Raw genomic sequence first — 19,866 nt, 5'->3', positions numbered from 1 at the left:
GCCCCGCAGCCAAAGGCTTAAGCCTTGCAAACTGACCACGCGGCCCCTTGGGAGCACTGTACATGTCTATCGACTTCAGACCCGCTCGAGTCTCGGACGCGCATGATATTGCGCGCTTCTTTCAACTGACATCGGAGGGCATGGCCGATTACATATGGAGCAAGCTCGCTGCCCCCGGAGAAGCACTGCTGAGTGTCGGTGCGTCTCGCTATGCCAGAGAACAGGGCGACTTTTCATACAAGAACTGCCTGATGGCCACTTTCGAAGGGCGCGTCATCGGCATGATGCATAGCTATGTCTTGCGCGCGACGCCTGACAGGCCAGCCGAGACCGACCCCGTCCTCGCGCCTTATTCCGACATGGAAATACCCGATACCTTGTACATATCCAGCCTGGCACTGGATGAGGCCTGGCGGAGCCAGGGGCTGGGCGCCCAGTTTCTTCGCCACGCCCAGCAGCGCGCTGACGACGCTGGCCTCGATGGGTTGTGCCTGATCGATTACGCAGAAAACCACGGTGCACGCCGCTTCTACGAACGTCATGGATTTCAGATCGTGAAAACCTGCCAGATCGTTCCGCACCCGATGCTCGGTGTAACCGGTGAAGCCTATTTAATGTATCGCCCTACTCACAACGTGCTCGAGAAACAGCCATGAACCAGAAACTGACCGTGTTCCGCGAACTGGATATCCAACCGCTGCGCGACCTGCCCTTCTTTGAAGAAGTTTTGGAAGGTACCCCTCACACGCTGACGTCCAAGTACTATCACGATGAACAGCAAGGTCGCATTTCCGGAGAATGGGAAGCCAGCACCGGGGCGTGGCGCATTGACTACAAAGTCTGGGAGTTCTGCCACGTTTTAAGTGGATGCTGCATCATCGAGCTTGAGGGTTGCGCCCCGGTCAAACTGGCCGCTGGCGACACGTTCATTATCGAACCGGGCGCCAAGGGCAAATGGACCGTAGTGGAGGACATGAAGAAGAACTTCGTGATCCTCTTGCCCGCGAACTAAGCCACTGAATGCTGGCTGAAGCCGACTATGCTGGTAGCAATCCACACGCCGGCACAGGGGCTGTTAAATGGGCAAGAAGCGCAGGTTCGGACGGGCTGCTTGGCTATTGCTACTGACCCACTTGCTGTTCTCGCCCCTGCTCCATGCGGACACCCCTCAGTCCGGGCCAGAGGTCGAGGGTGTGATTGCCGAGCCCGCTCCGCTGACCGTCATCAACCGCACGGTGCTGGTCTTTCGTGCGACGCTGCTGGGCGAAACACCCAAGGTGCGCGCCCAGCGCGCCAAGAAGGTCATCGAGGAAACACTCCAGGAAACAAACGACCTGGAGGTTCGCGTAGACCCTATTCTGCACAGCTACCTGGTGCTGCTGGGCGGGCGCCGTGCATTCATCGTGACGCCGCTGGATGCTGCGGCCGATAGCATTACAGCAGGCGAAGCTGCCGAGCAGGCCGCCGAGAACCTGCGCCTTGTCGTCGAGGAAACCCGTCAGGCGCGTAGTCTGCGCTTTTTGCTCACTGCGATAGGCTACAGCGCTGCGGCAACCCTGGTGTTCTTCATGCTGGTAAAGGCCGCAGGCTACTGTCGACGCAAGCTCTTGGGACTGCTGCCCAAACTGATGGGCAAACACTCCGAGCGCCTCAAGGTCGGCCATACGCAACTGTTCGACCTGCAGAACCTGTACTACCTGATCGACCGCTCACTCTGGCTGCTGTATTGGTTGGTCGTGTTGTTGTTCTGCTACCAGTGGCTGGGCTTCGTGCTGTCCCAGTTCCCCTACACAAGGTCTTGGGGTGAAAGCCTCAATATCCACCTGATGGAACTGCTCAACTACCTGGTCAGCGGCATTTTACGTGCCATGCCCGGCCTGGTAGTTGCGCTGTCGATCTTCTTCATCGCCCGTGGTATCAGCGCCTTCTCCAAACGTGTGCTAAGGCGCATGGCACGCCCAGGCACGTTGAAATGGCTGACCGCCGAAACCTTGCAACCGACCATGCGCCTGACGTCGCTGGCGATCTGGCTATTCGCCCTGGTGATGGCCTACCCCTATCTACCCGGCTCGGGTACCGATGCCTTCAAGGGTCTCTCGGTGTTGCTCGGTCTGATGATTTCACTGGGGGCGACCAGTGTCATCGGCCAAGGGGCCGCCGGATTGATCCTTACCTACACACGCACGATGCGCGTCGGTGAGTTTGTACGTGTGGGCGATTACGAGGGCACGGTGACCGAAGTGGGCATCTTCACCACAACCATACGCACCGGGCTTGGCGAAGTGCTGACACTTCCCAATTCAATGATTACCGGCTCGGTGACCAAGAACTACTCGCGTATCGTGGAAGGGCCAGGCTATGTGGTCGATACCGTGGTGACCATCGGCTACGACACCCCCTGGCGTCAGGTCGAGGCGATGTTGCTGGAAGCGGCTCGGCGCACCGAAGGCGTGCTGCAAACGCCCGCGCCCCAGGTATTCCAGACGGCGCTGTCAGACTTCTACCCCGAGTATCGATTAGTGGCACAGGCCATTCCATCTGAGCCCAGGCCACGCGCGCAGCTACTGAGCCTGTTGCACGCCAATATCCAGGACGTGTTCAACGAGTATGGCGTGCAAATCATGTCGCCTCACTACCTGGGCGATCCCGAGCAACCTAAATGGGTGCCCAAGGAGCAGTGGCACGCGGTCCCGTCCAAACCTGAAAACACCGCGTGAGCAATGAGGCCTCGGGTGCCGGTCGATCACCGGCCTATAGAGCGCCACCAGGGCATTGGAGACGGTGAAACCGATAGGGGTCCAAAGCGTGCCGAGCAGCGCCCCCATCACCAACCCGCTATGCACCCAACCACTTTGAGCACGGCGCAGAACCAAACTCAAAGGTCCAGCGCCCCTCGGAGCAAGGCGTCAAGCACGCGCGCGACGTCAGCACCATGCTCGTCCAGCAGGCACACCGGCAGCCCGTGCAAGGCAGCCTGCACACCGGCCAGCCCCTCGCCTGTCAAGGCCAGCGGACAAGCAATTTCCATCTGCAGCGAGCGCAAGCGCTTGGCCAAGGCAAGGCTCACCGGTGGCTGCAGCGCGATCACCAGTGCCGCAGGCTGCATCGCCGCACACAGCAGCGGGAGCTCTTCCAGGGGCTGCCCGCAGCCGAGCACTTCGATGCGTTGTCGCTCGCTGCTCAACAGCAGCCCGGCGCACAACACCTGGCATTCGGCTTGCCCCTCGGTACCTGCCAGCAGCACCCGTGGCGCATCGGCCTGGTTCATCTGCAAGCGCAGCAGCAGGCGGGCGCGCAAGAACGTATCGAGAAACAGCCATTGGCTACGCTGGCCTGGCGCAGTGCCTGAAGCCAGCTCATGCCAAACCGGCATCAGCACGTCCTGCAGCACAGTGGCCTTTGGCAAAAGTGTGAACAGCTGTCCATGTATAGCTTCCAGCGCCTGCGCATCGAATGCCTTGGAGGCACGCGCAACGGCGGCGCGCCAGTCGTCAAAGGCCGAGGGCTGCTGCACAGGCGCCACAGGCTGGCCGGCGAGCCTGTCGCCAACCTTGCTGATGGGCAGGCCGTTGGCGGTCCAGCGCAAGATGTCACGTATGCGCTGCACATCCTGGGCCGTGTACAAGCGATGGCCGCCCTCGGTGCGCTGCGGGTGTATCAACCCATGACGCCGCTCCCAGGCACGCAAGGTCACCGGATTGATGCCGGTCAGGCTGACCACATCGCGCATGGGTAGCAATTCGGGTGGGGTGGCGTCGGTCATAACGAGGGGTCATCCAGGTGGTTGCATATTCTAAACCCAGATGCACCTTCTGCGGCGAGCCTCCTTGGTTCATCATGCAACAAACAGCGCCAAAAGCTTCTGCACTGAAGCCTTCGGCGCACATCGCATACGAAATGTCTGTAGGTGAGCCCCATGATCAACGCAAAACTCCTGCAACTGATGGTCGAGCATTCCAACGATGGCATCGTCGTCGCCGAACAGGAAGGCAATGAGAGCATCCTTATCTACGTCAACCCGGCCTTCGAGCGCCTGACCGGCTATAGCGCCGACGATATCCTTTATCAGGACTGCCGTTTTCTTCAGGGCGAGGATCACGACCAGCCGGGCATCGCAATCATCCGCGAAGCGATTCGCGAAGGCCGCCCCTGCTGCCAGGTGCTGCGCAACTACCGCAAGGACGGCAGCCTGTTCTGGAATGAGTTGTCCATCACACCCGTGCACAACGAGGCGGACCAGCTGACCTACTACATCGGCATCCAGCGCGATGTCACAGCGCAAGTATTCGCCGAGGAAAGGGTTCGCGAGCTGGAGGCTGAAGTGACGGAACTGCGCCGGCAACAGGGCCAGGCCAAGCGCTGACAAAAAAACCTATACAAGAACGTTGACTTGTATAGATTAAGGCTTAGGCTTCAGTTATACCTGTACAGCAATACGATTTTGTACAGGATTGTCTGGAGCCCAGTATGTCAGCGTACTTACAGCAATTCGCCGAGCGCTTCGCCCGCCTTGATGGGGCTAACCTCGACACGCTGGAAAAACTGTACAGCGAAGATGTCACCTTTCGTGACCCCCTGCACCAGATACAGGGGCTGCAGGCCCTGCGCGCCTACTTCGAGCAGTTGTACGCCAACGCCAGCGATATCCGCTACGCCTTCACCAGCGCTGACGAGGTAAGGCCCGGGCAGGGCTACCTGCGTTGGACGCTACAGTTTTGCCACCCGCGCCTGGCTGGCGGCCAGCCGATCACGTTGCAGGGGTGCAGCTGCCTGCATTGGCGCGACCGTGTGCATTTTCACCAGGACTATTTCGACGCCGGTGCCCTGCTTTATGAGCACCTTCCCGTCATGGGCACTGCGATCCGCTGGCTCAAAGGCAGGCTGGCATGAGCCGCTGCTGGCTGACCGGCGCCAGCAGCGGGATCGGTGCCGCGCTCGCGCAAATCCTCCTGGAGCAAGGCCACCAGGTTGCCTTGGGCGGGCGCAACGCCGACCGCCTTGCCCCGCTGGCCGAACGGTTTCCCGGGCAGGTATTGCTGGCGATTGGCGATCTTGACAACCCGGAGCAGGTCGCCGGCATCGCTGCGCATATCGAGCAGGCCTGGGGAGGCCTGGACATGGCCATTTTCAATGCCGGCACCTGCGAATACCTGGAGCCGGGGCATTTCGATCCGGCGTTGGTCGAGCGCGTCATGCGCACCAACCTGCTGGGCGTCAGCTACTGCCTGGCGGCGGCACTGCCCTTGCTTCGCGCCGGCCAACGCCCCCACCTGGTGGTGATGGGCAGTTCGGTAACCTGGCTGGCCTTGCCCCGTGCTGGCGCCTATGGCGCGTCCAAGGCCGCGTTGCGCTATCTGGTGGAGTCGCAGCGAATCGACCTGGCTCGCGAAGGCATCGCGGTCACCCTGGTAAGCCCAGGCTTCGTAGACACACCACTGACCCGCCGCAACGATTTCCCCATGCCACAGCTGTGGTCTGCGCAGCGTGCCGCCCGGCATATCGCCAGGCGCCTGCCCCGCCGCCCCCTGGAAATCAACTTCCCCGGTCTTTTTACCTGGGTGTTGCGCCTGCTCGGGGCGCTGCCCGCGCGCCTGCGCCTGGCGCTGGGCCAACGCCTCGCCCGTCATGAACAGGAATGATGATCCATGCGTATAGCAATCATCGGCAGTGGCATCGCGGGGCTGACCTGCGCCCATTTGCTGTCACGCAAGCACGAAGTCACGGTTTTCGAGGCCGAGCAATGGATTGGGGGGCACACACACACCCTTGATGTGGTCTGGAAAGGCCAGCGCCATGCAATAGATACCGGTTTCATTGTTTTCAACGACTGGACGTACCCGCACTTTATCCGCTTGCTCGACCAGCTCAAGGTCCCTTCGCAGCCGACCGAGATGAGCTTTTCCGTGCATGACCCGATCACGGGCCTGGAATATAACGGCCACGACGTGAACACACTGTTCGCCCAACGCAGCAACCTGGTGTCCCCAGGGTTCTGGGGGATGATCCGGGACATTCTGCGTTTCAACCGTCAGGCACTGGCCGACCTGGACAGCCAGCGTATCGATGCCAGCACCACGCTGGGCGCCTACCTTCAGGCGAATCACTATGGGCAGCGCTTCATCGATCATTACATCGTGCCGATGGGGTCGGCGATCTGGTCGATGTCTCGCGCAGACATGCTCCACTTCCCGCTTGAGTTCTTTGTGCGCTTCTGTCGCAACCACGGCTTGCTGTCGGTCAACCAACGCCCACAGTGGCGGGTGATCAAAGGCGGCTCGCGCAGCTATGTCGCGCCGCTGTGCCGAACGTTCTCTGAGCGCATCCGCCTCAACTGCAAGGTTTACCGGGTCAGCCGCGACGAAGGTGGCGTGACCCTCGTGAGCGCGGCCGGCACCGAACGCTTCGACAATGTGGTGTTCGCCTGCCACAGCGATCAGGCCCTGGCACTGCTGGAAAGCCCCAGTACCCGGGAGCGCGCCGTACTCGGCGCCATCGGTTACGCCAGTAACGACGTGGTGCTGCACACCGATACTCGTCTGCTGCCACGCCGCCAGCGCGCCTGGGCCAGCTGGAACTACCGCCTGGGCGGCCCAGAGCAGGCTCCTGCCGCGCTGACCTACAACATGAACATTCTGCAAGGTATCCAGGCACCGACAACCTTCTGCGTGAGCCTCAACCAGACCGCACTGATAGACCCGGCACAGGTCATCGCCCGCTTCCAGTACGCCCATCCCCAGTACAGCGTTGCAGCGTCCGCCGCGCAAGCGTGCCAGGAGCAACTGCAAGGGCAACAGCACAGTTATTTCTGCGGTGCCTACTGGGGCAATGGCTTTCATGAAGACGGGGTGGTCAGCGCACTGAAAGTGGCCGCGCATTTCGGAGAGCAACTGTGAACAGCAGCCTCTGCCTGGGCTGGATCAGCCACCGTCGGCTGACGCCGCGGGTCCACGCGTTTCGCTACCGGATCGGCATGTTCTACCTGGACCTGGACGAACAAACCTGGCTGATGGGCCTGTCACGCTGGCTGGGGCGCTGGCGCCTGGCGCCGTTGTGCTGGCGCGAGACCGACTACCTGCCCGCTCAGACCCGCCAAGGCGAATCGCTGGCCCAGGCTGCACGCTTGCTGGTGGGGCAGGCGACGGGGCACCTGCCCGAAGGCCGGGTACAGCTGCTCACGCAACTGCGTTGCTGGGGGCTGTCGTTCAACCCGGTGAGTTTCTATTTCTGCCATGACCGAGACGGGCGCCTGACCGCGATCCTGATGGAAGTGCGCAACACGCCCTGGCGTGAACGCTTTCATTACGTGCTACCGGTGCAAGGCAACCTTGCCAGGCCCTTCAGCGTCGGCAAGGCCTTCCATGTGTCGCCGTTCATGCCGCTGGACATGGACTATCGCCTGCGCTTTTTCCTGGACGCGGACCATGTGCGCATTCACATGCAGAACTGGCAAGGCGGCACAAAGGTGTTCGAAGCCGACCTCGCCTTGCGCCGCACGCCACTGGATGGAACCGCGCTGCGTCGGTATGTCCTGAACTTCCCGTGGATGAGCCTGCGCACCGTCTCGGCCATCTACTGGCAAGCGCTCCGTCTGTTACTCAAACGCACGCCCGTGCATGACCACACCGCCTGCCAGGGTGACCTGGCGCTTGGCCAACCTTGCGAGGACCTTGATGATGTCGAATCCCACCCTGAGCGTTAGCAAGTTCGCAGGCCTTGCGCCACTGCTCGGCGGGCTGGCACGAAGCGCCGTGCTCGCCCAGTTGGGCAAGCTGCGTCACGGCCACCTGCGCCTGCTCAGCCACGGGCAGCAGTGGAGTTTCGGTGATGCCGACAGCCCGTTGCAGGCCGAGGTGGAAATCCTCGATGACGCCACCTGGAGCCTGATCGCCGGCAATGGCTCGATCGGTGCGGGCGAAGCCTACATTCACGGCTATTGGCGCAGCCCCGAGCTGGCGCTGGTGACCCGCCTGTTCGTCGCCAACCTTGAAGTGCTCGACGCGCTCGAGGGCGGCCTGGCCCGCTTGGGCCGCCCTGCCCTGCGCCTGCTGCACCGGCTCAACCGCAACGACAAGCGCGGTGCCCGGCGCAACATTCTGGCGCACTACGACCTGGGCAATGCCCTGTTCGAGCGGCTGCTGGACCCCACCATGATGTATTCGGCTGCGCAATTCGAGCACCCTGACCAATCACTGGAGCAGGCTCAGTTGCACAAGCTGGAGCGCATCTGCCAAAAACTCGAGCTGAGCCCTGACGATCACCTGCTGGAAATAGGCAGCGGCTGGGGCAGCCTCGCTATCCACGCAGCCACCCGTTACGGCTGCAGGGTCACCACCACGACGCTCTCCGAGGCGCAGTACAGCCATACCCTGAAGCGCGTTCAGGCCCTGGGGCTGGAGCAGCGTGTGCAAGTGCTCCGCGAAGACTACCGCGACCTTCAAGGCACGTTCGACAAACTGGTTTCGATCGAGATGATCGAAGCGGTTGGCCATCGCTACCTGCCGGTATATTTCCGCCAGTGTGCCTCGCTACTCAAGCCTGAAGGCCTGATGCTATTGCAGGCGATCACCATCCGCGACCAGCGCTATGCCCAGGCGCAGCGCTCGGTCGACTTTATCCAGCGCTACATCTTCCCCGGTGGCGCCCTGCCTTCGCTCAGCGTGTTGCTCGACACCGCCAGCCGGCACACTGGCCTTAACCTTGTGCACATGGAGGATTTCGGTCAGGACTATGCCCACACCCTGCGGCACTGGCGCGAAAACCTGCGTCAGGCTCGCACCGCGCTGACGGACCTTGGCTACGACGACATGTTCCAGCGCCTGTGGGAGTTTTACCTTTGCTACTGCCAAGGCGGTTTCGAGGAGCGCGCCATTGGCGTAGCACACCTACTCTGGGCAGCGCCCCAGGCACGCCGCGCGCCCTTGCCTGGCGGTGCCTGATGCCCAGCCGCTGGCTGATCGGCAATGCCCTCTGGCTGCAAGCCGGCTGGTGGATCTGCGTGCTGGGCGCCGAGCGGCCCTTGCTGTTGCTGCTGGTGATTCCGGGCGTGGCTGTGCACCTGCGCCTGTGCCCGGACATCGATGCCGAGGTCAAGGCTCTGTTGCGCGTTACCTTTATCGGCTGCGTGCTCGACAGCGCGCTGGGAGCACTGGGTGTGTTCAGTTTCGACGCCAGGCCCCTGCCGTTGTGGCTAGCGCTGCTGTGGTTGGTGCTGGCCAGCGGTATGCGTCACAGCCTGGCATGGGCCGGCAGGCACTGGCGAAGCGCTGCACTACTGGGGGCGATTGGCGGCCCTCTGGCCTATGTAGGCGGCGCCAGGCTGGCAGATGTCGCCTTGCCATTGGGCGCGCTGGAAACCGGCCTGCTACTGATGCCGATATGGGCTTTGGCCTTGCCGCTGCTGGTGCGGGTCGCGGCGAGGCGCTGACCGGCGGCATCGCTCGGAACAGTAGCGCACCTGCTCCCAGCAACGAGCCCAACGCTTGCGCCAGTTGAATGGCCGGCCACACACCACGCAAACCTTGCTGGGCAGAAAGCTCTTTTTCATAACGCCTGCCCCGCATCAAGCCGCGCCAACAAAGACTGGCCACGTAGCCACACGGCATCGCGACGGCCAGGGGGCATGCCATCGAGGCTGCGATAGACCAGGGCCAGGCGCGGGTTAGCCGAGAGCTGGGGGCGATGGCGAATGAGAAAATGCCAATACAAGGCATTGAACGGGCAGGCATCCTCTTCGGTCACCTGGTCAACCTTGTAACTGCAAGCCTTGCAATGATCGGACATGCGCTGGATATAACGACCACTGGCGCAATACGGCTTGGACCCCAGGTAGCCGCCGTCGGCGTGCATCACCATGCCAAGCGTGTTGGGCAGTTCGACCCACTCGAAGGCATCCATGTAGACCGCCAGGTACCACTCACAAATCGCGGTTGGCACGATACCGGCCAGCAGGGCGAAGTTGCCGGTAACCATCAACCGCTGAATATGGTGAGCGTAGCCCAACCGCAGGGTTTGCCCGATGGCTTGCGCCATGCAGCGCATGCGGGTGCGCCCGGTCCAGTAGAACGCTGGCAGCGCCCGGTCGTTGTTCAGGTGATTGAGCCCGGCATACGCCGGCATGCGCTGCCAATAGATGCCACGCACATACTCACGCCAGCCGATCAGCTGGCGAATGAAGCCTTCGGCTGCATTGAGCGGCACCCGCCCCTCGCGCCAGGCTTTGTCGACGTCGTCGCACAGACGACGCACATCCAGAAGCCCAATGTTGAGTGCCGCACTGATGCGCGCATGAAACAGGTACGGCTCGCCTTCGGCCATCGCGTCCTGGTAGTCACCGAAAGCCGCCAGGCCGAAATCCAGAAAATGCTGCCACAGCTGTTGTGCCTCGGCATGGGTCACGGGGTAATCGAAACCGTCGACGCCCCCGTAGTGGTCGCTGAAGCGCTGACGCACCAAGGCCACCACCGCTGTTGTGATGTCGTCCTGCGCGAAATGCGCAGCGAACGGGCCACGCAGCTGCCGTGGCAATGGCTTGCGATTGTCGCCATCGAAATTCCAGGCCCCACCTGCCGGGCTGCCGTCAGGCTCCATGAGCAGGCCGGTTCGCTTGCGCATGCCACGGTAGAAGTGCTCCATACGCAGCTGGCGACGTTCTGTGGCCCAGCGCCCGAAGGCTTCACGGGAGCACAGAAAACGCGTGTCGCGAAACCACACAAGCGGCAGTGCGGCATCACGCAAGGCCTGCTCCAGGCGCCACTCCCCGCACTCGGTCAGGTGGATGTGGGTGGCGCCCAAGGTTTGTTGCCAACGACGCAACTCACCCACGATGCTGCCGCTGTTACCCTCGGCGTCCAGCTTGACATAGTGCACCTGCCAACCCCGTTCACGCAGGGCCTGGGCAAAATGGCGCATGGCGCTGAAGATGAGAACGATCTTCAGCGGATGATGCGGTACGTATCTGGCCTCCCCCTCCACTTCCGCCATCAGGACCGCATCGCGAGCAGGGTCAAGGGACGCCAGGCTTGCCAGGTCGAACGACAGTTGGTCACCCAGCACCAGGCCCAGGCGCATCGTCCGGGCTACCACTGGCTGGTGAGCGTTACCGGTACGCGCAGCGGCGCGATGGGGCCGTCGCGCTGCCCGCACATCTCATCGTGCACCACCTGCTGCACCAGCATGCACGGCACCGGCGGCAGGTCGGCCAGCAACTGCCGCAGTTCGGTCGTGGAGCGCACGCGCACGGGCTGCCCCTGGGCATCGCTCAATGTCACGGGGCCGGCGTCGGTCAGGGCACGCAGGAGGTAGAAGCCCCCCTCCAGCGACAGCAGTTCAAGTTCCTTGGCTTCGCCGGTCGAAACCAGCTGGGTCAGCGCGTTCAGGTTCATGGTGTGCCCTCTGGCAGGCGGCGGAAGAACAAGGTTATCTGGCCAATCTCCACACCCAGTTTGCTCATGCTCGAGCGGTTGATCAGGGTGTCGTCATCCATGAGGTACATCCAGTCGTCCAGGTCTACCTGCCAGTGCCGCCCATCGACCGGCAGGTCCAGTTGGTAACGCCATCGCAGCGCGTTGCCCGCCACTTCGCCACGCGCCTCGCCGATCACGTCCCCCGCTGTTCCCCGCCAGCGCCCGGGGCCGTCCGGCACCAGCGTCCAGGTCCGCTGCTGGCGCGTACCATCGCTATAGAGAAAATGTTCGTCGAGGATCAGCCGCTCACCCTCGCGGCGGCTGTCGATGCGCACATGGAAGCGCTTGACCACCTCCCCGGAACGCTTCTGGAACATCCCCCACGCCTGAACCGGGCGCGAGAAGAACGCCGCCAGGTCCAGCTTCGGCTGCTCCTGGGCATAGTGCTCGACACCGACATTGCCACAACTGCCCAGAAGCAGGCAGGCAGCCAGCAACAGCGCTTTGTACATGTTCAGGCTCCTCGGTCATCGCCAGCCAGCCCAAGCAGCCGCTGACGCAATTGGGGGTCTCTGGCCCGCGGGTCGAGCCAGATGGCGAAGAAGGCCCGGGCGAACACCGGATCGTTGATCGCGTGGCTCAGTTTGCCGTCGACGTAAAAGCGGCAACCCTTCCCCGGCAGGTACAAGCCCGTGATGCGCATGCCAGGGCTCACGTCCACGAATGCCTGCTCTATCGCCCTGGTCCATGCCGCGCGTTGCTGTGCCGTCATGCTGCCGCCATCCAGGCGTTGCATTTCCTCGAGGCTGGCCTTGACCAGCGTGTCCCTGGACAATGACCGGTGATAGAGCAGTTCAAGGGCGAACGGCTGGTTCCAGCCCTGAACCGGGCCAACTGCCCATAACCGGGCGGTGTACAGCCGCAGGCCAAACCAGGTGAAATCACCGGCGCCCAGCCGTTGCGCCGCAGGCAGCTCCGCTCGCCAGTCTGCCGCCGACGACATGGCGGCTAGCAGCAGGCACAAACAGGTCCAACGTGCAGGGTGCGCCATTCTGACCTCGAGCACTTCGAGAAATACTATACAATAGTAGACACTTGTACAGATATTTGATGGGAAATGTACAGAATTTAATGCCTGGCATGCACATTTCTGCAAGCCTCGCGCTCCGTTATCGAAAAACCATGAACGTCGAGATAGAAGGAATTGCTCATGCTGTACGTCGTCATGCTCGGTGGACGCCACCCACGGGCCAATATCGAGGTCCACGACGTGGTGTTCGCGCAGGCGGACTCACTTGAACAGGCCTACCCACATCTGCGCCAAGCCTGGTTCGGGAGCCGAACGGGCCTGCACATCGACGCATGGATGGAAGTCGACGGTATTGACCGCTACCGCGTCGCGTTCAGCCAGGTAGCGCCTGGCCCACACGATCCCAGGCTGTTCTTCATCAACCTTGGCGGCTACGAGCCCAGGGTGTTTGGCGAGGCACACCGCTACCTGCTAGTGGTGGCGAAGGACAAGGCCGAGGCCAGGCAACTGGGCAAACAGCGCCTGCAGGCAGACTGGCTCAAGCCGCATACCGACGCGGTACTGGACGTCGACGATTGCCTGCCGATCGACTGGGTGAACGACCGTTACGTGCACTTGATCGAAGGGCCCCATGACGGCTTACGGCAGTACAGCGACTATATCCTGCTGTGAGCTCACCCCTGCCAGGTGCAAGAACGTTGGCAGCCATCACAGGACGAGGCGCCAGCGCCCAGCCAAGAGGACACTCCGATGAGCCTGATAAACGACCTTCACACACCCGCCAACGTGCTGGTCTGCGGGGCCAGTGAAGGGATTGGCCTGGCATTGTGCACGCAGTTGCTGGCGCGCGATGACATCGGGCTGGTGTTCGCCGTTTCGCGACGAGCCACCACCAGCCCTGCGCTGGATACCTTGTTCACAGAGCACGGACGACGGTTGGTTCGCCTCGACTGCGACGCCCGATCCGAGCAGGCACTGCACACTCTGGCAGCACAGGTTGGCGCCTGCTGCGACCAGCTGAACCTGGTCTTCAGCACGCTTGGCGTGCTGCAAGAAGGCCCGGCACGGGCTGAAAAAGCGCTGAACCAGCTTGATATGGCGGGGTTGCTGAGCAGTTTCACCACCAACTGTTTCGCCCCTGTTCTGCTGCTCAAGCATTTGCTGCCGCTGCTGCGTCGGCAACCGATGGCCTTCGTCGCCTTGTCGGCGCGGGTCGGGTCGATCGGCGACAATCATTTGGGGGGCTGGTACAGCTACCGTGCCAGCAAAGCCGCGCTCAACCAGCTTCTGCGCACTGCAAGCATAGAGCTGAAGCGACTGAACCCCGCGTCAACGGTACTTGCATTGCATCCCGGCACCACCGACACCCAGCTTTCCCGACCCTTTCAGGGCAACGTGGCGCCAGACAAACTGTTCTCGCCCGCGTTTGCCGCCACCTGCATCCTGGCACTTGTGAGCCGTCACGGCCCGGCGCAGAGCGGAACGTTCTGGGCGTGGGATGGCACGCCGATTCCCTGGTGACGCGCGCGGAGAGTTCCAGGCAAAGTCGATGAACCAGCTCTGAGCGAGAGGGGTCAACCCTTTATCTGACAACGGCAGAAGGAAGGGTGAAACGAATGGTTTCGTTTGATCTGCAACGGATGCTGATAGGCGACTTCCCTTTTACCTTTCTGCTGGAAGTTGCTGTTCGTGTTTCAGCGGCCTTCCTGGCCGTGTTCTTTTTTCTGAAGTTCAGTGGTCGGCGCGGTATCAGACAGCTGTCCCGGTTCGAGCTCGTGGTCATTCTCACTCTAGGCTCAGCGGCCGGCGATGTAACCTTTTATGAAGATGTACCGCTGCTGCCGGTGGCCTTGGTTTTCCTCACACTGTTCATGCTTTACCGAGGAACGGTCTACCTCATGAGGCGAAACAGAACCTGCGAGGCCTGGATCGACGGGCTGCCAGTCACGGTAGTGAAAGATGGCATGTACGAAATCCATTCGCTGCGTCACATGAACATTTCACCGAATGAGCTGTTCATGGAGCTACGCCAGCAAGGTGTCGAGCACCTGGGCCAGGTTCGACTGGGCCTTCTGGAAACCGATGGTGATCTCAGTTTGTATTTCTACGATCAGCAAGACACACGTCCAGGCCTCTCAGTGCTGCCGTTCGAGCATCGCCCAGAGTACAGATCACCGCCCGGCGCCGGGTTGCATTGCTGCGTGAACTGCGGTTTTCCGGCCTACCATGAGCCTCACGACACCCTGGCGTGTTCACGTTGCGGTCATACGGTCTGGTCGCCTGCATTGGATACCGTGCGCAACCGTTAGCCTGTTCTCCCCATACCGCCAAGCATCGAGCAGGAACTTTGCTCGCTGTTTGCAGGCCCTTATGAAAGGCCTATCAGCACGAGGAGAGAATGATGAGTGCACAATTGAACGGCAAGCGCGTGGCCTTTCTGGTCACCGATGGCTTTGAACAGGTGGAACTGACCGGCCCGCGTGAAGCGCTGGAAAACAGCGGCGCAGTGGTCGATATCCTGAGCGAGAAAGAAGGCACGGTACGTGGCTGGAACCATGACGAACCTGCCGACGCGTTCAGCGTGGATGCGACTTTCGACAGTGCGCAGCTTGACCTCTACGATGCCCTGGTGCTGCCCGGCGGTGTGCAGAATTCGGACACGATTCGCTTGATTCCCGGCGCGCAGAAGCTGGTTAAAAGCCACGATGCGGCCGGCAAGCCGCTGGCGGTCATCTGCCATGGCGCGTGGTTGCTGATATCGAGCGGGTTGGCCAAAGGCAAGCGAATGACCAGCTACAAAACCTTGCAAGATGACATTCGTAATGCGGGCGGTACGTGGCTGGATGAACAAGTGGTGGTCGATGGCAACCTCATCACCAGCCGCCAGCCGGATGATATCCCCGCCTTCAATGAGCAGTTGATCAAGGCATTGGCAGGCTGGGCCTGATTCTCTTCAGCGCGTGCTGGTCGCCCATGGCACCGACCAGCTCGCGCTGATCACGCCAGCTGGATGAAAACCGAATAGCTGCCCAGCAAAACCCAGAAGCACAGGAAAATCCAGGGCGTGCGCAAGGAAAACAGCAGCGATTTACGGTGCCCTGCCTGAGAGGTCTCGGCCTCGCAGAACAGCGGCGACTCGTCATAGGCCAGGCCCATCATCGGCTCGCTGCGCAGCAGGTGGCTCTGCTTCATCTGCCAGTGCTCGATAATCCGGAAGGCCGCGCGGATGCCAGGCCAGGCGTTCAGTGTACTGAGCACACCGAGCAGTGCGAGAAAAGCCGGCACCATCAAGGTGAACATCTCGCCCCAGCCTGGGTTCAGGTTGCCCATTGATGACACGTAGGCGATCACCAGGAACGACTGGGCAGCAAGATAAGCGTCAGTGCGGTTGGCCAGGATGGTGGTCTCATACTGAATTTCGCGCCGATAGAAATCCAGCCGCTCCTTGGGCGTACCGAACATCCTTTCATTCGTCTGGTCGATCTCATGTTCCGGCGTGGAAGGCGTGATGATTCGAGGCACTGCAGACTCCTTGATAACGTGGGCCTCACCCATGCCAGCAAGCCCCGTCAGCGGTAGAGCCATGCGGTTGGTAAAAATTCACTGGAAGTGGGTGCATCAACCGCTCGTCGCTCAGCACGAAGATCCACTTCAACACTGGCTTGCCGCGCCTTTCGAACGGAAATGAGCGTTTCAACCTGCAGGAGCTTCCAGCATGAGCGACTACCCTACCCCTCCATTCGCCTCCCAACCGCAAAGCGTTCCAGGTTCCCAGCGCAGGATGGAGCCGTATCCGGACTGTGGCGAGCAGAGCTACACCGGCAACAATCGCCTCGAAGGCAAGATTGCTTTGATAACTGGTGCTGACAGCGGCATCGGCCGTGCGGTAGCGATTGCCTATGCCCGGGAAGGCGCTGACGTAGCCATTGCCTATCTGAATGAACACGAAGATGCGCAGGAAACAGCGCGCTGGGTCAAAGCGGCTGGCCGCCAGTGCCTGCTGCTGCCCGGCGACCTGGCACAGAAACAGCATTGCCATGACATCGTCGACAAGACCGTGGCGCAGTTTGGTCGCATCGATATCCTGGTCAACAATGCCGCGTTCCAGATGGCCCATGAAAGCCTGGACGACATTGACGACGATGAATGGGTAAAGACCTTCGATACCAACATCACCGCCATTTTCCGCATTTGCCAACGCGCTTTGCCCTCGATGCCAAAAGGCGGCTCGATCATCAACACCAGCTCGGTCAACTCTGACGACCCGTCACCCAGCTTGTTGGCCTATGCGGCCACCAAAGGGGCCATTGCCAATTTCACTGCTGGCCTTGCGCAATTGCTGGGCAAGCAGGGCATTCGCGTCAATAGCGTCGCGCCCGGCCCGATCTGGACACCGCTGATACCGGCCACCATGCCTGATGAGGCGGTGAGAAATTTCGGTTCCGGTTACCCGATGGGGCGGCCGGGTCAACCTGTCGAGGTGGCGCCAATCTATGTCTTGCTGGGGTCCGATGAAGCCAGCTACATCTCGGGTTCGCGCTACGCCGTGACAGGGGGCAAACCTATTCTGTGAACGTGCTGCCGGGGCCTGCTGACGCGGGCCTCGGTGCCTCTGGCAGAGCGGTATCAAGCCCCGCCCCTGAAGCGCACCCTGCCAGACGTCATCGCCATTGAACCCTGCCGCCCACTGCCACTCAACTCCATGCAAGCCATTTTTCATTCGCCCGCGACGAGGTGACACCATGAATGCTATCGACCTGCTGGTTCAAGACCATAAATTGGTCAAGAAGCTGTTGGAAGAGCTCAGTGCGACCACAGAGCGTGCCGTAAAGAAGCGCGCCGAACTGCTGCATCGCATCGAGCAGGAACTGCAGATCCACACCGCTCTGGAGGAGGACATTCTCTACCCGGCAATCAAGAAAGCCGGTGGTAAAGAGGAAGCCAAGATGTATTACGAAGCCAAGGAAGAACACCGGACTGTCGACGCCCTGGTGCTGCCCGATCTGCTACATACGCAAACAGGCACCCTTGAATTCGCCGGTCGGGTCAAGGTGATGAAGGAGCTGCTTGAGCATCACATCGAGGAAGAGGAAGAAGAGCTCTTTCCCACCGCGAAAAAGCTGCTCGGAAAAGACCAACTGGACGAGCTGGGGCTCGCCATGCAAGCCCAGAAAAAACTACTGAAGGGTGAGCAACGGGCCGCGTGAATCAAAGGCGCCAGGCCAGGTCGGGCACGATCGACCCGGCCTGGCGCAATGGATTAATGTTTGGGACTCGCTTCGATGGAGAGCTGGATCGACTTGCTGGAGTGGCCGGCCATGCTGGTCACGGTGGTGGCAGCCTGGTGTATCGGGTCGCACCGTCCAGGACGGCGCATGGTGGGCTTCTGCTGTTTTATCGCCAGCAACATACTGTGGTCAGTCTGGGGGTGGCATGCCCAGGCCTGGGCTTTGATTGTGCTGCAGCTTGTGTTGTGCGTCATGAACCTGAGGGGATGGCGCAAGAATAAAAGCGCTTCAACGAAAGCGCAGGTCACACTTGCCGAGCATCCCTTCGCACCGCCTGAGGAGGGACGCCAAACCCACGGATGAACACCTCGCGCATGTGCCGGCGGTCCCTGAACCCGGTTTCCTTGGCCACCACCTCCAGGCTGTGCCGGCTCTGCTCGATCATCAGCCGGGCAGCCTCGAGCCGCAGGCCCTCGATGGCCTTGGCGGGTGATTGCCCGGTCTCGGCAGTGAATACACGGGTGAACTGCCGAGGGCTCAGGTGCGCCACCTGGGCCAGCTCTTCCACGCTCAATGGGCGGCTGAGGTGACCGCGCGCGTAATCCAGCGCGCTCTGGATACGGTCAGTCCTGGGCGACAGCGACAACAGTTCGGAGTGTTGCGACTGCCCACCAGAACGGCGTTGATGCATGACCATCTTGTGCGCCACCGACCTGGCTATCTCGTTGCCCAGATCCTTTTCCACCATGCCCAGGGCCATGTCCAGGGCGGCGGTCATGCCGGCGGACGTCCATATCGACCCATCGAGGATGAAGATCCGGTCTTCCTCGACGTCGATTTTCGGGTGCAACTCACGCAACTTGTTCGCGTAGGCCCAGTGGGTTGTAGCACGCCGCCCATCCAGCACCCCGGCCTGTGCCAGTACGAAACAGCCGGTGCAAAGACCCGCAGTGCGCCGCGCAGCGTCGACGAAGCCCCGCACGCTGGCCAGCACCTCTTCACCAGGCGGTGTCAACGGCGTCAGCGTACCCGTCACCATCCAGGTGTCAGCCAGACCAGGGGCGGCCAAAGGCAGCGTCTCGACAGACATCCCCAACGAGGAGCGCACCGTGCCGCCACCGACAGAAAAGTTCTCGAGCCTGTAAACCGCTTTGCCGGCGACGATGTTGGCAAACTCGAACACGGTTTGCGTTGCCAGGGACATGATCTGAAAGCCTTCGGTTAACAAATAGCCAACCCGGTGCATGGTTGAACCCCACTTAGCAATGTCCTGAAACACTACCATATACGTCCTTTAAGACAATAACCGTCTTCTGCATCATGGCTCCACCCACTCAAAGCAACGGAGTATCACCATGGCACAGGCATTCAAAGGCACCGCGCTTGTCACCGGCGCTTCCACCGGCATCGGTTCGCTCTACGCAGAGCAGTTGGCACGCCGCGGTTATGACTTGGTACTGGTGGCCCGCAACCGGGAACGCCTTAACGCATTGGCGGGCCGGCTCACCACCGAAACCCGGCAGAATGTGGAAGTGTTCCCGGCCGACCTGGCCAATACAGATGACCTTGCCAAGGTAGAACGCAAACTGCGCGAAGATGCCAGCATCAGCATGCTGGTGAACAACGCCGGCATCGGCACCCATACCAGCCTGCTGGAAAGCGATGTCGAGCGCATGGCCGAAATGATCAGCCTGAACGTGACCGCCCTCACCCGCCTGACCTATGCGGCTGTACCTGGCTTTGTGGCGCGTGAGCGAGGGGCGATCATCAATATCTCGTCCATCGTCAGCCTGGCGCCAGAACTGCTCAACGGCGTCTACGGCGGCAGCAAGGCGTACGTCACTGCGTTCACCCACTCCTTGAACAAGGAGCTGGCAGGCAAGGGGGTGCAGGTGCAGGCGGTACTGCCCGGGGCCACCGCCACTGACTTCTGGCAAATCGGCGGCTTACCGGTCGAAAACCTCGATCCCGGCATCGTGATGTCGGCCCAGGACTTGGTGGACGGTGCGCTGCAGGACTTCGACAACGGGGTGCTGATCTCCTTGCCGTCAATGCAAGATCTGCAAGCCTTCGACCAATACGAAGCTGCCCGCAAGGCCTTGTTCGGCCAATTGTCCAGCAACCAGCTTGCACCGCGGTACAGCGCCAGCTGACGGTTGCGCGTGAGGCGCTTACGCTTGGTAACAAGCGCCTCACACCATTTTCA

General features: G+C 61.3%; 25 protein-coding genes. 17 read left to right on the top strand and 8 right to left on the bottom strand.

From position 1 onward, the window contains the following. Positions 1-62: 62 nt before the first annotated feature. From GST84_11245 to GST84_11235, 3 genes are all read left to right on the top strand, one after another. Positions 63-656 (top strand): GNAT family N-acetyltransferase, encoded by a 594-nt coding sequence (locus tag GST84_11245; protein ID XGB12918.1) that lies wholly within the window; start codon positions 63-65, stop codon positions 654-656. Then, on the top strand, positions 653-1,012 hold the full coding sequence (locus tag GST84_11240) for a DUF861 domain-containing protein (protein XGB12917.1): 360 nt from the start codon (positions 653-655) through the stop codon (positions 1,010-1,012). Before GST84_11245 ends, GST84_11240 begins: the two co-directional genes overlap by 4 nt. 67 nt (positions 1,013-1,079) lie before the next feature. Further along, on the top strand, positions 1,080-2,717 hold the full coding sequence (locus GST84_11235) for a mechanosensitive ion channel (GenBank protein ID XGB12916.1): 1,638 nt from the start codon (positions 1,080-1,082) through the stop codon (positions 2,715-2,717). A gap of 158 nt (positions 2,718-2,875) precedes the next feature. Here GST84_11235 and GST84_11230 read toward each other — a convergent pair whose 3' ends face one another. Beyond that, on the bottom strand, positions 2,876-3,763 hold the full coding sequence (locus GST84_11230) for a MerR family transcriptional regulator (protein ID XGB12915.1): 888 nt from the start codon (positions 3,761-3,763) through the stop codon (positions 2,876-2,878). A 153-nt stretch (positions 3,764-3,916) separates the two neighbouring features. Between GST84_11230 and GST84_11225 the strand changes: the two genes are divergently transcribed. The 7 genes from GST84_11225 to GST84_11195 all read left to right on the top strand — a co-directional run bounded on the left by GST84_11225 (position 3,917) and on the right by GST84_11195 (position 9,424). Then, on the top strand, positions 3,917-4,363 hold the full coding sequence (locus tag GST84_11225; GenBank protein ID XGB12914.1) for a PAS sensor domain-containing protein: 447 nt from the start codon (positions 3,917-3,919) through the stop codon (positions 4,361-4,363). 104 nt (positions 4,364-4,467) lie between these two features. Beyond that, complete coding sequence (locus GST84_11220) at positions 4,468-4,890, top strand: nuclear transport factor 2 family protein (GenBank protein ID XGB12913.1); 423 nt, start codon at positions 4,468-4,470, stop codon at positions 4,888-4,890. Next, positions 4,887-5,639, top strand: a complete 753-nt coding sequence (locus tag GST84_11215; GenBank protein ID XGB12912.1) for an SDR family NAD(P)-dependent oxidoreductase — start codon at positions 4,887-4,889, stop codon at positions 5,637-5,639. The genes GST84_11220 and GST84_11215 overlap by 4 nt, the downstream gene beginning before the upstream one ends. A gap of 6 nt (positions 5,640-5,645) precedes the next feature. Further along, positions 5,646-6,893 carry an FAD-dependent oxidoreductase gene (locus GST84_11210; GenBank protein XGB12911.1) on the top strand — a complete coding sequence of 416 codons (1,248 nt, stop codon included), beginning with the start codon at positions 5,646-5,648 and terminating at the stop codon, positions 6,891-6,893. Then, entirely contained in the window at positions 6,890-7,699 is an 810-nt protein-coding gene (locus GST84_11205) for a DUF1365 family protein (protein XGB12910.1), read from the top strand. The genes GST84_11210 and GST84_11205 overlap by 4 nt, the downstream gene beginning before the upstream one ends. Then, a complete protein-coding gene (locus GST84_11200) occupies positions 7,674-8,936 on the top strand; it encodes a methyltransferase domain-containing protein (protein XGB12909.1) in 1,263 nt (420 codons plus the stop codon). The genes GST84_11205 and GST84_11200 overlap by 26 nt, the downstream gene beginning before the upstream one ends. Continuing rightward, positions 8,936-9,424, top strand: a complete 489-nt coding sequence (locus GST84_11195; protein ID XGB12908.1) for a DUF2878 family protein — start codon at positions 8,936-8,938, stop codon at positions 9,422-9,424. Before GST84_11200 ends, GST84_11195 begins: the two co-directional genes overlap by 1 nt. Here GST84_11195 and GST84_11190 read toward each other — a convergent pair. Genes GST84_11190 through GST84_11170 form a run of 5 tightly spaced genes read right to left on the bottom strand, consistent with a single transcriptional unit; the run spans position 9,362 to position 12,453 of the window. After that, a complete protein-coding gene (locus tag GST84_11190; protein ID XGB12907.1) occupies positions 9,362-9,544 on the bottom strand; it encodes a DUF2256 domain-containing protein in 183 nt (60 codons plus the stop codon). The genes GST84_11195 and GST84_11190 overlap by 63 nt on opposite strands. Next, positions 9,541-11,067, bottom strand: coding sequence for a cryptochrome/photolyase family protein (locus GST84_11185; protein ID XGB12906.1), 1,527 nt, complete (start codon positions 11,065-11,067; stop codon positions 9,541-9,543). The genes GST84_11190 and GST84_11185 overlap by 4 nt, the downstream gene beginning before the upstream one ends. A gap of 8 nt (positions 11,068-11,075) precedes the next feature. After that, the gene (locus GST84_11180; GenBank protein ID XGB12905.1) at positions 11,076-11,381 is read right to left on the bottom strand and encodes a metal ABC transporter ATPase; all 306 of its coding nucleotides are present in this window, start codon (positions 11,379-11,381) and stop codon (positions 11,076-11,078) included. Next, a complete protein-coding gene (locus tag GST84_11175) occupies positions 11,378-11,914 on the bottom strand; it encodes a DUF3833 family protein (GenBank protein XGB12904.1) in 537 nt (178 codons plus the stop codon). The genes GST84_11180 and GST84_11175 overlap by 4 nt, the downstream gene beginning before the upstream one ends. Positions 11,915-11,916: 2 nt before the next feature. Then, positions 11,917-12,453, bottom strand: a complete 537-nt coding sequence (locus tag GST84_11170; protein ID XGB12903.1) for a hypothetical protein — start codon at positions 12,451-12,453, stop codon at positions 11,917-11,919. Positions 12,454-12,612: 159 nt separating this feature from the next. Between GST84_11170 and GST84_11165 the strand changes: the two genes are divergently transcribed. The 4 genes from GST84_11165 to GST84_11150 all read left to right on the top strand — a co-directional run bounded on the left by GST84_11165 (position 12,613) and on the right by GST84_11150 (position 15,379). After that, on the top strand, positions 12,613-13,104 hold the full coding sequence (locus GST84_11165) for a DUF1543 domain-containing protein (protein XGB12902.1): 492 nt from the start codon (positions 12,613-12,615) through the stop codon (positions 13,102-13,104). A gap of 78 nt (positions 13,105-13,182) precedes the next feature. Next, a complete protein-coding gene (locus tag GST84_11160) occupies positions 13,183-13,953 on the top strand; it encodes an SDR family NAD(P)-dependent oxidoreductase (GenBank protein ID XGB12901.1) in 771 nt (256 codons plus the stop codon). Positions 13,954-14,048: 95 nt separating this feature from the next. Beyond that, positions 14,049-14,741, top strand: coding sequence for a DUF421 domain-containing protein (locus tag GST84_11155; protein XGB12900.1), 693 nt, complete (start codon positions 14,049-14,051; stop codon positions 14,739-14,741). A gap of 92 nt (positions 14,742-14,833) precedes the next feature. Beyond that, on the top strand, positions 14,834-15,379 hold the full coding sequence (locus GST84_11150) for a DJ-1/PfpI/YhbO family deglycase/protease (GenBank protein ID XGB12899.1): 546 nt from the start codon (positions 14,834-14,836) through the stop codon (positions 15,377-15,379). A 50-nt stretch (positions 15,380-15,429) separates the two neighbouring features. Here the strand turns inward: GST84_11150 and GST84_11145 are convergent, their stop codons facing one another. Next, positions 15,430-15,954, bottom strand: coding sequence for a hypothetical protein (locus GST84_11145; GenBank protein ID XGB12898.1), 525 nt, complete (start codon positions 15,952-15,954; stop codon positions 15,430-15,432). Positions 15,955-16,147: 193 nt separating this feature from the next. Between GST84_11145 and GST84_11140 the strand changes: the two genes are divergently transcribed. Then, positions 16,148-17,005, top strand: a complete 858-nt coding sequence (locus GST84_11140) for a glucose 1-dehydrogenase (protein XGB12897.1) — start codon at positions 16,148-16,150, stop codon at positions 17,003-17,005. A 169-nt stretch (positions 17,006-17,174) separates the two neighbouring features. Beyond that, positions 17,175-17,639, top strand: coding sequence for a hemerythrin domain-containing protein (locus GST84_11135; GenBank protein ID XGB12896.1), 465 nt, complete (start codon positions 17,175-17,177; stop codon positions 17,637-17,639). 325 nt (positions 17,640-17,964) lie between these two features. Here the strand turns inward: GST84_11135 and GST84_11130 are convergent, their stop codons facing one another. After that, the gene (locus GST84_11130) at positions 17,965-18,906 is read right to left on the bottom strand and encodes a helix-turn-helix domain-containing protein (protein ID XGB12895.1); all 942 of its coding nucleotides are present in this window, start codon (positions 18,904-18,906) and stop codon (positions 17,965-17,967) included. A gap of 109 nt (positions 18,907-19,015) precedes the next feature. Here GST84_11130 and GST84_11125 point away from each other — a divergent pair, with 109 nt between their 5' ends. After that, positions 19,016-19,813, top strand: a complete 798-nt coding sequence (locus tag GST84_11125; GenBank protein XGB12894.1) for an SDR family NAD(P)-dependent oxidoreductase — start codon at positions 19,016-19,018, stop codon at positions 19,811-19,813. Positions 19,814-19,866 lie beyond the last annotated feature (53 nt).

The organism is Pseudomonas putida, assembly GCA_041879295.1.
GTDB lineage: Bacteria > Pseudomonadota > Gammaproteobacteria > Pseudomonadales > Pseudomonadaceae > Aquipseudomonas > Aquipseudomonas putida_Y.
Note: the sequence above shows the minus strand (reverse complement) of the source record. Positions and strands in the feature narration are given on the sequence as shown.